The sequence below is a fragment of the Arenibacter catalasegens genome (assembly GCF_002909235.1).
Classification (GTDB): domain Bacteria; phylum Bacteroidota; class Bacteroidia; order Flavobacteriales; family Flavobacteriaceae; genus Arenibacter; species Arenibacter catalasegens.
In genome coordinates this window covers 66,420-82,158 of record NZ_PHQQ01000016.1, presented here as the reverse complement: position 1 = coordinate 82,158, position 15,739 = coordinate 66,420, and the positions used below count along the sequence as shown (strand labels likewise).

Genomic DNA, 15,739 nt, shown 5'->3' with positions numbered 1-15,739 from the left:
TTTCCTGCCAAAATTTACAAAACCATAATATCCCTCCAAATAAATGGCTAATCGGTAGTCACTCTTTAATTTAAATGGACAACAATTATTCCTAAAAATAAATTCCCTTTTAAGACAAAAATGATGCAAATCTTACCTTATCACTATTTCCATTAAACTAAAATACATCAGGTAAAACCCTGATTCTTCCCGCTAAATCCTTCCCATTTAACTAATAACAGAGTCAATAACAAAAAAAACGGGTAACCATACAATAAAAGCGTTTCACAACAGAATACAACACTACCACAACATTAAATTTCCCAGCTCAGTATTAAGATTAATATTTGTTATGAATGTCAGGTTTTTAGAAACTTATAAAGAATGTTTTCAACAACCGAAATTATAATTTACGAATTCCTCCCATTCAAAGTTTACATTATTTAGGCCCTCAGAACCAAAATAATGAATACCATACCAAACTAATTTACCTGATGGGATCAAAAAATATTAAAAAATTACTTCTGACCTGCTTTTTACTGTTAGGCGCCTTCAATGCCTATTCACAGGTAAAAAACACCTTTGACGTTCGCTATGAGAATGAACTACGTGGTGATATAACCTTTATAGCCAATAACATTGTTAACCGTAAGACGGATGGTTATTGGACTGGTAAAAAAAACAATAGAGTTTGGGTGCCCGGTAAGGAACCCAACGATCCCTACAATGATACAGGAAGCTCCTCGGAATACAACGACGACCTCGATATGCAATATATTGATATTGATGGGGATTCTTCCACTTTTAGCTCCAGTAGTGCTATATTGACCGTTCCCAACCCGGATTGTGCCAAAGTACGCTACGCAGGTTTATACTGGTCTGCGGTATATAAAGAGAACACCAGGACAGGCTTTGACCAACTAAAATTCAAAATCCCTGGAGGAGCTTATCAGAACTTAACCGCAGATGAAGTCTTATTTGACGGAGATGGAGATACCGATTTTGGTTATTATAGTCCATATGCATGTTATAAAGATGTTACCTCCATTGTGGCAGGTATGACAGATCCTAATGGAGAATATTTTGCCGCCAACATAAGAGCAAGCTCGGGAAGTAGTATTTCCGGAGGTGTTTCCGGGGGTTGGAAAATGGTAGTAGTGTATGAAGACCCTAATTTGCCTGGGAAATATATTACCACTTTTGATGGGTATGCCGGTATTAAATCTGGCCAAACTGTTGATATTCCGGTAAACGGCTTTACCACACTTCCCAATCCATTCCCTGTTATTGCACAACTTGGTGTAGCTACTCTAGAAGGGGATAATAGGATAGGTGGTGACGGACTTTCTATTAAAGCCAATAGCAACTTGACCTATACGGCATTAGGAAATACTGTTAACCCTACCAACAATTTTTTTAATAGTAATATTACTAGAGCCAATGCAATAGTTACTGATAGAAACCCTAACTCCGTAAACACATTAGGTTGGGATGCAGACTTTTTTAACATCACCAACAACTTCAATTCTGTTATTCCGAACAATGAGACCGGAGCAACATTAAGGGCAAGTTCTTCCCAAGATAAATACGATATTTTCTTTACCTCCTTTGATGTTGAGATCATTGAGCCTATAATAAATTTGACAAAAACAGTTGAAGATATTGCTGGAAATGATATTACTGGACAAGGGGTAAATCTTGGTCAAACCTTGAATTATGTGCTAGCCTTCCAGAATGTAGGTAATGACAGCGCAGATAGCTATACGATAAAGGATGTTCTTCCTATTAATGTGACCTTGGATGAAACGAACTTCACTCTTCCAACGGGTGTCACTTATACCTATGACGAACCCACAAAGACCGTAATTTTCAGTATTCCAAATGCATTGGTAGAAAAGAATGATCCCAGTTACGCTATTCGCATGCGGGTTAAGGTGGCTGAAAACTGTTTCGATTTTGTAGATGCCTGTTCGGATCTTATCCAAAACCTTGCCTACTCCACTTATCGTGGAGTGTTAAACAGCAACCAAATTAGTGATGACCCCAGTGTTACCGACTTTGATAATTGTGGTTTTGTAACCCCTGGTGCCACCAATTTCCTATTGGACGACTTGGCTGATTGTAATTTTCACAGAACAGTTCAACTCTGTGGCGATGAAGTATTATTAGATGCCGGCGATGGTTTTGACGAATACTTATGGTACAAAGATGAAAATGGCAACCAAGAATTGGACGCAGCCGATACGCTTATAACGGATGGTGATTCGGACAACGACCCGAGCACTTTTCTAGTCAATGCCGTTGGCACCTATATTGTCGATAAAATAGTTGCCGATCCTTGTAAAGGGTTTAAAGAGATATTGACAGTAGAGCGCTTTGGTACCACTCAGACCAATCCCATTGTTGATTTCTTTAACAACAGTAATAATGATGCCGACCCCACCAATGATGTGCAAGGGGAAATTGTTATTTGTTCCGTTGATGGCAGTCCCTTACCCAAGATTTTCCTTTGTGGTGTAAATGATACCCAATTAATACAGGTGAATATTGCCGATTCCCTAAGTATGTTTTGGGAACAATTGGTAGAAGGCAGTTGTACGGATGCCGGTGACGACTGTGGAAACAAAAATGCCACCTGTTCCTGGAACCAAGTATCAGCAGGTTCAAGCTTTACTGCCAACAGTGCCGGTAAATTCCGTTTGGTTGTAAATTACCAAAATGGCTGTTTTAGCCGCTTCTATTTTAACGTCTTCCAAAATAATTTGGACATACAGTACAATGCCAACGATATAATCTGTACTACCCCTGGAAATATTACCATAACCAATTTAGGTTTGGGATATGGATATCAGTTATATGATGTTGCTAACAACACCATAGTAGTGCCTTATAGCGCCAATAACGGCCCAAACTTTAACATTAGCACCAATGGTGCCTACAGAGTGGGCATTACGCAATTGGATAACACTACCGGTGAACCTATCGATGGTTCCTGCGAATTTACTACGCCAGATATCGGGATAAGAAATCGAAATTTCCAGCTAAATACTACAACTACAGCAGCCACATGTAGCACTCTGGGAAGTTTAAACATACAAGCATTAAATGTTGAGGCCAATTATGAATATGAGATTCGGATTGATGACGGAAGCAACGGAGGTAACGGGACTCTATTGGACAATGAGACTGCCCAACCTGATAATAATTTTACATTTCAAAATTTAAATGCTGGTAATTACATAATCCGCGTTCGTACTGATGACGGTTGTTTCCTTGAGGAAAAGGTCACTGTTCTAAGCGAGGCGGACTTGGCTTTAACGGCAAGGATTTCCCAACATATAAGTTGTAAGGAAGGTAATATTCTTATGGAATCTACCGGTGGTAAAACACCACATACTTATGCCATTTGGTCTTACGTAGATGAAGGAGGCACTACCGTTACCTCTTATCCGAATGTAACGTCAATACCGCCTAGTAACTTTCAAACCAGCCAAATATTCGATATACTAGACCCAGGAGACTATACTTTTGTAGTAGTAGATCGAAATAATTGCTATTCTTTTTCCAATACCGTTACCATTAATTTAGTCCCAGCAGTGGAATTCACAACCTCGGTCACGGATGAGAGTTGTTTTGGAGCGGAAGATGGTAGTATTGTCTACAATATGACAGCTACCAACGGCTATAAGGTTGAATACACATTATCCTTCGCTGATCCAGATGAAGACACCATAACGAATAGCTCCGGTACATTCACCAATCTACCCCAAGGCGATTATACGGTAACTCTAACTCAATCCAAAGGCGGTTCGAGTTGCGATTTTGTACAAGATTTCACCATAGGTGGCCCAACAGACGGTGTCTCAGGTGATGCCAACTTAATACAGGATTATACCTGTCTTCAAGACGGTATAATCGAGGCCCAAAATGTTACAGGTGGTTCTGCACCTTATTCCTATAGTATAGATGGTGTAAACTTTGTAACAGGCCCTGGATCTGAAACTTTTTCAAATCTTACTAATGGGACTTACAATATTACCATTAGGGATGCTACCCTATGTACTTTTGTAACCAATACAATTGTAATTGCTCCATTAGATGAGCCTACAGATTTAACCTTTACATCAACAGCACCAAACTGTCCTACACAAACATCCAATGTAACGGTAACCGCAGTAAATGGTATTGATCCATTGACTATTGAAATCATTGCCCCAGCAGCCATTTCGGCAAATACGGCTTCTGGTAAAACGGCCACTTTTAATAATCTAGCGCCTGACACCTATACCTTTAGGGTTACGGATAGTAAAGGGTGTTCTTATGATGAAACCTATACAATAACTCCTGTAAATCAGATCCAAGCAGTAGGAACCTTGGTAAACAATGTACTTTGTAAAGGAAGTTCAGATGGAGCCATAGACTTTGAAATAAACGATTTTAGCACTACCTATAGCTATTCTGTAAATGGCGCTACTGCCATTACGGGACAGTCTGCAAACACTATTAATTTAACCGGACTTTCAGCAGGGGATTACACAATGGTAGTCACTGATGAAACTACAAATTGTACCGATACTGCCATGGTTACGGTAAGTGAGCCCGCAGCTTCTTTGGCCTACACTTTTTCTGTGAGCCCGTTGACCTGTGCCGCTGATGCTTCTGTTACCATTACCGCCACAGGCGGATGGGGAGGATATTCTTATGAAATTGAACAACCGGATAATGTAGTTTTGGGCCCAAAAGGAAGCAATGTCTTTTCTAGTTTAACCCAAATTGGAACCTATACTATCAGGGTTACGGATACAGGCGGATGTATTGTAACGGATACCTTTAACATATCGGCCCCTACAAGCCCTACGGCAACTTTGGCGGCTACAACCAACCTTTGTTATGTTCCTGGAACCGGCGTTAGCCTTACCGCTACCGCAGCTGGCGGAATTGCACCCTATACCTATAGCCTTAACGACGCACCGGCACAAAACGGCAATATATTTAATAACCTTGCCCCTGGCGCTTATTCCGTTGTGGTACGGGATGCTTATGGCTGTAATGTTACGACAAATACCATAACCATTGAGCCACAATTGACAGTGTCCAATACCATTACCAAAGAATTGGATTGTTCTGCTTCCCCGGAGGCGATAATCGATATTACCATAAATGGCGGATATACACCTTTTAGCTATCAAATTAATGGTGGTGCAAGTACGGCTATTGTAGGAAATACCATTTCTTATACAACGGCAGTAGACGGCAGCTTCACCTTCCTAATAACCGATAATGAAGGTTGTACAGCACAAACAACTGTTGTAATAGACCCAATCACCAATCCTGTTGCAACAAATGATATTACAGATCCAAATTGTGATAGTGCAGCCAACGGCAGTGTTCAAATTGTAATAGATCCTACCTTTGGAACTGCTCCTTACCAGGTTAACTTCAATGGTGGTGGACTCAGTAATCAGACTACCTACTCTGGACTTGGTTCAGGCACTTATAATTATATCGTACAGGACAGTAAAGGGTGTACTGTCAATGGCAGCGCAACCCTAACAGCTCCCAATGCTATTACAGCGGACGCCGTATTAACACAGCCCTATACCTGTTTACAAACAGCTAGCATACAGGCACAAAATATAACTGGGGGAACACCTGGATATACCTATAGTATTGATGGAGTAAATTTTGTAGCAGGTGATACCTTTACAGGACTTAACGATGGAGATTACATAATTACTGTAAAAGATGCCAGTGGATGTACTTTTGCTACCATACCGGTAAATGTTCCAGCTTTAGATCCACCAACCGATATTACTTTTAACAGTACCGCGGCAAACTGTCCGTCCGAGACTTCAAATGTAAGCTTAACTGCGATAGGCGGAAGCGGAGCTATAACTTATGAAATCATTGCACCAGCTGCTTCCGTTGCAACAAATTTAACAGGCATATTCAATAATCTTGCTCCAGATACCTATACGTTCAGAATTACAGATTCAAAAGGTTGCTCGTACAATGAAAATTATACGGTAAACCCTGTAATAAAAATTGATGTATTGGGCACTTTGTCCCAAAATGTTTCCTGTCAAGGAAGTGCCGATGGCGCTATACAATACAACGTAACTGGATTTACCGGCAATTATAGCTTTACCGTAACAGGACCAACGGCCATAGCCGCACAGAGCGGAATAACTACCAACCCATTGAACTTTAGTGGTCTATTGGCCGGTGATTATACCATTACCGTTACAGACGATACCACTAATTGTTCCGATACCGCAACAGTAACCGTGAACGAACCTGCAGCACCCTTGGCCTTTACCTTTGCGTTGAGCCCATTGACCTGTGCCGCTGATGGATCGGTAACCATTACCGCAACAGACGGATGGGGAGGTTACAGTTATCAACTTACAGAACCCGATACAAACATTATAGGGCCACAATCTGGCAATGTTTTTAACGGACTCAACAAATTAGGAACCTATACCATAAGTGTTACCGATGCCGGCGGATGTACCGTATCGGATACCTTTGATATTGTTACGCCTGCAAGTCCTACAGCTACCTTAGCGGCAACCACGGACCTTTGTTACGTACCGGGAACAGGAGTTAGCCTTACCGCAACCGCTGCAGGGGGTATTGCGCCCTATACCTATAGCCTTAACAGCGCACCAGCACAAAACGGCAACGTATTTAACAATCTTGCTCCTGGAGCTTATTCCGTTGAAGTTCGCGATGCCTACGGCTGTAATGTTACCACAAATATTATAACTATTGCGCCACAGCTTAGTGTATCAAGCTCTGTCACAAAAGAATTGGATTGTACCGCTTCTCCGGAGGCGATAATTGCTATTACCATAAATGGAGGTTACCCAGATTATAGTTACAGGGTAAAAATTGATGCTGCCGCCTACGGCGCATCAACAGCTTTAGGTGCCGGAGTGACCAATTTTAATTACACCGCAGCCACAGCAGGAACTTATGTTTTCGAAATTACAGACAACGAAGGCTGTACTGTCCAAACAACAGATATCACTATAGAACCTACCAGCAACCCACAGGCTTCCGAATCGGTAACCGACGTGAGCTGTAATGGAGGTAGTGATGGTATTGTAGAAATCATTATCGACACTAATTTTGGAGCTGCACCATACCGAGTTAATTTTGATGGAGGTGGACTTAGCAACAATACTACTTATTCCGGACTTATAGCAGGAACTTATTTCTATACTGTTCAGGACGCAAAGGAATGTACTGTAACCAATTCCGTTACCGTAGGTGAGCCCGCTGCAATCACTTTCGATGCCGCGATCATCCAAGAATATACCTGTCTACAGGATGCAAGTGTGGAGGCCCAGAACGTAATTGGCGGTACATCCCCATATACTTATAGTATTGACGGCATCAATTTTGGAGCCAACAACTTTACAGGTCTTAAAGACGGAAATTATACGCTTATCGTAAAAGATGACAATGGTTGTACCGCAACAAGGGCTATCACCATTGATCCACTGACACCGCCCACAGACATATCATTCAGTGCTACGGCAGCCAACTGTCCAGCCGAGACTTCGGACATAACCCTTACAGTTACAGGAGGAAGTGGAGCAATCACTTATGAAATCATTGCCCCAGCGGCCTCAATAGCCACCAATGCCACAGGAGTATTTACAGGGCTTACACCCAACACCTACTCTTTTAGGGTAACGGATGCCAAAGGATGCTCTTACGACGAAAACTATACCCTTAACCCTGTAACCAAGATAAATGTACTTGGTACATTGACACAGAACGTATCCTGTCAGGGAAGTGCCGATGGCGCTATACAATACAACTTAACCGGATTTACCGGTAATTATAGCTTTACCGTAACAGGACCAACGGCCATAGCCGCACAGAGTGGAATAACTACCAACCCATTGAACTTTAGTGGTCTTTTGGCCGGTGATTATACTATTACCGTTACCGACGATACCACCAACTGTACCGATACTGCAACAGTTACCGTGAACGAACCTGCAGCTCCCTTGGTCTTTACCTTTGCGTTGAGCCCATTGACCTGTGCCGCAGATGGATCGATAACCATTACCGCAACAGACGGATGGGGAGGTTACAGTTATCAACTTACAGAACCAGATTCAAATGTTATAGGGCCACAACCTGGCAATGTTTTTAACGCACTAAGCCAGATTGGAACTTATACGATAAGCGTTACCGATGCTGGCGGCTGTACCGTAACTGATACATTTGATATTGTTACTCCTACAAATCCGGTAGCTAGTATTGATACTGCTGCGTCCACTTTATGTTATACCTCAACTGGACTTGCTACAATTGTAGTTGATGCCACAGGTGGACTAGCTCCTTATTACTATAGCTTAAACGCAGGTCCTACCCAAACTTCCAACACGTTTGTAGACTTAACACCTGCCGTTTATGACTTTACGGTAATGGATAGTAATGGATGTACCGATACAGTGCAGTTCACCATTGAACCGGAGCTTACTGCCAATGCTGTACTTACCAAGGACATGGATTGTTCTGGAAGTCCAGATGCAGAAATCAATGTGAGCGTTAACGGAGGATATCCTGGATATACTTACGAAGTAGCTTTTAACGGCGGAGTCTACTCGGCCTATGCAGGTGGATTCCCTTATACCACCTCGACCGCTGGGACCTATAGGTTTAGAATTACCGATTCACAAGGTTGTATTACGCAAAGTAATATAGTTACCGTTACTGCGGCCGACACGCCTGTTATTACGAGCGTAACCCCTACACATGTGCTGTGTAATGGAGATAACTCTGGATCTTTGGATATCACAGTGGATACTGCTGTAGGAATTGCTCCATATACCATTACAATAGTCGAAACTGGTTCAGGAACCAATTATGGAAGTCAGACCACAGGTTTACCTGCCGGGGTTTATGAAATAACATTGACCGATGACAAAAATTGTTTTGTAACGGCGACTGAAACAATAACAGAACCCACGGCGATAAATGCGAATATAACCCACACCAATCTATCCTGTTCGGCATCCACAAATGTCATGGGTACTATAACGGTAGATGCTAGTGGAGGCACATCGACCTATATTTATGAAATAAACAACAATGATTATTCCTTTACGGATTCCTATGATACTTCATCAGGTACCAACGACCATACCTTCACAGGTTTAAACTACGGGGATTATACCGTTAGGGTAATTGATAATAACGGTTGTGAGTCTACTTCTACTGTCACTATTACCACAGGGCCAGACGTTTTAATAACTACCTCAGGAGCGGCGGGATGTCTTCCTGCTAGTGGTGAAATGTTGGTAGAAGCAGCAGCAAGTAATGGAACGTTAGGTACAGGCACCTTTTATTTTGCCATTTATCCAGAAACAGCATGGTTTGCAGGAAATCCTAATTGGTATCTACAAGATGGCGGTATAGGATCGCCCCCTTACACCCACAATTTTACTGGACTGACCCCGGGGGTTACCTATACATTTATAGTTTATGACTCGGATACCGGATGTGAATATATTCAGGAAGCCACTGTTCCAGTAGCTACAAACTCAACTTTGACTTCTACGGTAGATGCTACTACCAATGTTAGTTGCTTTGGTTCAGTAGACGGAGCCGTAGACTTTACCATTAATGGATATACTGCAACCCAAGTAGATTACGAGATATATACCTTTGTAACCAACAACAACACCGGTTTAACTGGAAGTGCTACCGGACTTACTGGAACACCATATTCAGATTCTATGGCCGGTCTGATACCAGGTGAATATTACATACTCTTTACGGAAGTAGACGGAAGCAATCCTGGTTGTGTCAACGCATCCGACCCATTTGTCATACAACAATCCCCTGCCTTACTGGAAATTACCGCAACTTCCACCAATGGCAATTGTGCCCTGAATGCAGGTACCATAACCGCCAATGCACGTTATGGAAAAGGACCATACGTATTCCAGCTGGAAATGGCTTCGGCAACAGCCCCTGATGTGAGCACGTGGACGGGAACCAACACCTCAGGATTTTTCAATCGCAATGCGGAAGATTATATAGTTTACGTAAAGGATGCCAATAATTGCATACGTTCTGTTCCGGTTACTATTGGACAAGATCCTACACCGGTAATTAGTCTTACTGTACCAGACCAATGTGCTACTACAGAAGGCAATTTTACGATTCAAGTCACCCTGGACGCTCCAGGTGTACAGCCCTATTTCCTAAGTTTGGATGGTGGTGCATTTCAGGCAGTTACCTTCACAGTGGGTGCTCCAAATACTTTTGATTTTACCGGATTAAGCTCTGGAAATCACACTGTTCAAATAAGGGATTCCAATGGTTGTGGTAATACCCAAAATATAGAAATCTATACCCCAACTTCCTTGTCGGCAGAAGTAACGGTAACACCATCATGTAATGCCTTATTACAGGATGATGGTGAAATAAAAGTAAATGCTTATGGAGGTACCTTATTTAATTATAGGTATGAGCTTAGGGATACTTCGGACAATATCATCCGTCCTAAACAAATATCATCAACTTTTACTGGTCTAACCCCTGGTACTTATAGAGCCTATGTATATGACAATCTTGCTACAGGTTGTGATTCATTTATCGACATCACCTTGGAGGTACCTACAGCCGTAGTTGCAGCCATTGGGCAGATAAAAGATATTAGTTGCAATGGTGCTAGTGATGGTTCTATAGTGGTTAACTTGGACCCTGGTATGGATAATCCGCCCTACAATTTTCAATTATGGGATGCAACGGGAACTATTCCAAGAACTTTGTTACCACAGTTTTCCAATGTTTTTACCGGATTAGATCAGGGCGATTATATTGTAAGAATCAGATCGGCAAGGTTCTGTAAAATTGATATTCCATTTACGATCAACGAGCCTAGTGCATTAGTGGCCAACGCAAGTGCAACCAGTTTTGCCTGTGCCCCAGATAATTCTGCAGCCCAAGCTGTAATAACTGTAGATATTCCAACAACCGGAACTGCACCTTATACGTATAGCATCAACGGAGTAAACTTCTTTACTTCCAATACCTTTAACATCAACGATACCGGTGCCGTACAAAACTTTACAGTGACCGTAAGGGATAGCAACGGATGTACAGATACCGATACGGTAACCATAAACCCATTGCCCACTATAACAGCAGTTAATGTAAGTCAACAGACCACCATTACCTGTACCAATGGCGAGGAGGCAAGAGTGACCGTGACCGGTGGGTCCGGGGACTTTACCTTTGAACTTTTGCCTACGGGAAGTGCCGCACTACAGACTCCGGGAGCAGCCGCCTATACGGCCGACTTTACATTGACCGCGCCTGGGGACTATACCTTTAGGGTGACCGATAATGTGACCGGATGCTATTTCACCACAGCTCCATATACTGTTGCTCCTTATGACACTATAGATGTCGTGGCAACCGCCATGACCCCGGTAACCTGTTATGGGGACACCGATGGTCGACTGCAGATCCAGGTCAACAACTACCTTGGCGATTACGACTACCAGGTCTTTGACAGCAGTGGGGCAAGCGTTACAGCAGTTATAAATTCCGATACCTCAACAAACCCGAGAACAATCTCAGGATTGCCCGCAGGAAACCTCTATGTGGTACTTACCGCCACGGATACCCCATTCTGCGACGATACCACGAACACCGTGACCATTGCATCGCCAGCTGCGGACCTAAATCTGACAGTGACCAAGAATATCAACGCCAACTGTAATATCGGCGCCCAGGTGACCGTCACCGCCAGTGGCGGGAACGGAGGGTATACCTATGCCTTTGTCCCTACAACAACCTCGCCTACAGGATTGTTCACAACAAGTGCAAGCGCTGTTTTGACACCTGCATCGTACCCATCGGATTATGATGTTTACGTTCAGGACTCCAAAGGTTGTACCTCTGTTATTACCATAACCGTAGATGAGGATCCTTTGCCAACTGTAACGGTTCCAGCATATGCTACAGACCAGTGTACCTCCAACGGAACATCATATACCTTTACCGCAACAGGTACAGGTGTGGCCCCATTAAAATACAGCATCGGGAACGGATTCCAGAGCAGCGGCATATTTACCGTATCCGCTCCGGGAACCTATACCGTGACCGTACGTGACGCCAACGGGTGTACCGTAACGGATACCATTACCATCCTGCCCCCATTGGGCGCAGCGGCAGTGGCAACCGCCCAGCCTTCCTGTACCCTAAATGACGGGGTAATCACCATCACCGCAAGCGGCGGAGCTGGTGCAGGGAACTATGAGTATGACCTATTGAATGCTATTGGTAACAGCGTTACCGGAGGAACCCATCAGGCTTCCAACGTGTTCAACGTGCTGGCACCGGGCAACTATACCGCCATCGTCTACGATACTTCTGGATCAGGATGTGACGCACAGGTACCTGTTTTCCTAGAAACACCGACACCGGTAGCCTTTACCTATACCAAAGAGGACGTATCCTGTAACGGGGGTGCCGACGGTTCCATACAGGTCATCCTGGATGCCTCCAACGATAACCCGCCATACACCTTTACCATAGACGACGGTACCAATCCGCCGACCACCCAGAACAGCAACCTGTTCTCGGACCTGGCAGCAGGTACATACGACATTACGGTTACCTCCGATAGGGGATGCTTTATTATGCAAAACGTAATAATAGACGAACCTAATCCAGTAGTTGTAACCGCAACGGCAACCAGCTTTGCTTGTAGTGCCAACAACAAGGCATCACAAGCTGTTATAACTGCAGTGGGTACAAGTGGAACAGCTCCATATACCTATAGTATTAACGGAGTTAATTTCTTTACTTCCAATACCTTTAATATTACCGATAATGGATCGGATAGAACTATTACGGTTACTATAAAAGATGATAACGGATGTACGGATTTTACCACAGTAAACATTAGTGCACTTAACAAATTCACAGCTACATTAGCCATGGATACAGCTATCTCTTGCGCTGGGCCGGAGGGAGTAACCATTACGGTAAACGATAATGGCAATGCCGCCAATATCTATACCTATCAATTGTTGCCAGTTGGCAATGCTAATGCAACCTTAACTGGTACCCCAACCTATAACACTGCCACCTTTAATTTGACCGCTGTGGGAAGTTATACATTTAGGATTACCGACACCACAACCGGATGTTATGTGGATACCGCTTCCTATAATATTGCTCCTTATGATTTGATCAAAGTAAGCGCTACAGCAATTACGCCTGTAACCTGTTTTGGGGATAATAATGGTGCCTTGCAAATAAATGTAAGCGGCTATTCAGGTCCTTATAATTATACGGTATATACAGGTGCAGGAGTAGCAACAGCAATAACGGGATCGGCCAATACATCTACGAACCCACTTACCATCAACGGATTAACTGGCGGAAATTACTACGTTAGGGTAACTGAGACCAATGTCCCATTGTGTTTAGAGAATTCCAATACAGTTAGAATAATTTCTCCTGATAGGGCTCTTACTGCAATTGTTGATCCAATTGCCAATGTTACCTGTTCCAATGATAAAGGTGAAATAATAGTAGACCCAAGTGGTGGATTCGCTCCATATGATATTGTACTTACCAATACAACTACTTCACAGGTATACAACGCCACTGATGTTAACGTAATGGTATTCAACGGACTCTCCGCTGGGAATTACACCGTACAGATTACCGATGCCAATGGCTGTATCCTAAACGATACCGAAACTTTGGTACAACCAGCACCTATTACGGCAGATATAACGCCATTAACCACAACTTTGGATTGTTATGGCGATAGTTATGGTGCATTGACCGCTATTAATATGGCTGGTGGTGAAGGTGTATATCAATATCAGTTGAATGTTTATGATCCAACTGGCTCCACTATAGTGTTTACCTCAGGTGGACAAGTTAGTCCTGCCTTCAACAACCTAAAATCTGGAATCTATACTATTACCGTGTCCGATGGTTGGGGATGTGACATTGAAACTGTAAGGGCCACTATAATAGATCCTACAGAAGTTTATGCCTCTTTGATAAGAACAGGTCCACTAACTTGTTTAAATGACGCAGAATTACTATTAACCGCTAATGGGGGAACAGGTCCTTATGAATACAGTACGGACGACATCAATTATTACCCAATGAGTGGAGGAAATACACATAGCTTCACCGTTCCTGCAGGAACCTATAGATATTTTGTACGGGATTCTTTTGGATGTAAATCCATATTATCCAATGAAATAAAAGAGGATGCCATAGAGCCCTTAACGGTTACAATAGATACCTCGGCAGCTGTCATCAATTGTAATGGGGATAATACAGCCATTCTAATTGCCAAAGCAGATGGAGGATTAGGCAATTACCGTTATGAATTGTTCACTGATACCGCATTAACCAATAGTATTGCTGGGCCTCAAACGAGTGGAATATTTAGTAACCTAACAGTTGGTAGTTACTATGTTAGGGTAATAAGCGACGACTGTGTTGTGGTATCCAATGAAACACTGATAATAGAACCAACCCCATTGATTGTAGATGATTCCTTTATGAATGTCTCGTGTAATGGTGCCAATAATGGTAGTATAACGGTTAATATGAGCGGTGGTTCCGGTGGTTATCAATATGCTATTTCACCTAATCTTGATAAATTTGATACCGTAAATACCTTTACCAATCTAGCACCTGGGAACTATACCGTAATAGCACAGGATATAAATGGTTGCTTTGAACAATTGCAATATACCATAATAGAACCGGCTATAATACAAGCTTTACCAACCACAACGCCAGAAATTTGTATTGGAAGCGAGGATGGCACCATTTCCTTGGTTATTTCTGGAGGAACAGCTCCTTATAGCACCAGTTTAAATTCTACTACCGATAGTGATTTTGTTTTGGACAGAACCTTGTTTAGTAATCTGGCCGCAGGAACTTATGCGGTATTTGTTAAAGATGCACAAGGTTGTATGATCAACATGGCAGTAACTATTGAGCCAGGTGTAATTTTAAATGCAACAGTTACGCCAATATATGAATGTACAGGGAATATCCCGAACAATTCAATTGACCTTGTACTTGAAGATCCATCGGTTGCCCCAGATGTAATGTATGCGCTGGACTCTACCGATCCCAATGACATGGTCTTAGAGCCTAATTTTTCCAATATTGCTCCGGGGAACCACTACATTGCCATAGCCCATGCCAATGGTTGTGTATTGACCTTAGATTTTGAAATAGAGAACTTTGAACCTCTAGTACTTACCTTGGAACAAGGCAACATAAACGAAATAACCGCAGTGGTTACTGGAGGTCTACAAGAATACACTTTATATTTTGATGATAAGGATAATGGATCAGATAATAGCCATTACATTACTGAAACAAAAACCCATCTTGTAAGGGTTGTAGATGAAAATGGATGTGAGGCAATGGCAGAAATATTTATGGAATTCATTGACATAGAAATTCCTAACTTCTTTACTCCAGACGGTGATGGCCAAAATGATTTCTGGAGACCTAAAAACCAAGAAGGCTTCCCAAAAATACTAACCATAATATTTGACCGTTATGGTAGGGAGGTTTACAGAATGGGTCTTAATGACCAAGGATGGGATGGACTATACCATAATACCGAACTTCCGACCGGAGATTATTGGTACGTCATAAAGCTTAAAGGAGAGGAAGATGATAGGGAATTTGTTGGACATTTCACCCTTTATAGATAAAGAAC

The 15,739-nt window shown here is 42.6% G+C and carries 1 protein-coding gene; it reads left to right on the top strand.

Annotated features, from left to right (window positions below; translation table 11 throughout):
- The first annotated feature begins 473 nt into the window (after window positions 1-473).
- On the top strand, window positions 474-15,734 hold the full coding sequence (locus tag CWD90_RS13445) for a T9SS type B sorting domain-containing protein (protein WP_103476587.1): 15,261 nt from the start codon (window positions 474-476) through the stop codon (window positions 15,732-15,734).
- Window positions 15,735-15,739: the final 5 nt, after the last annotated feature.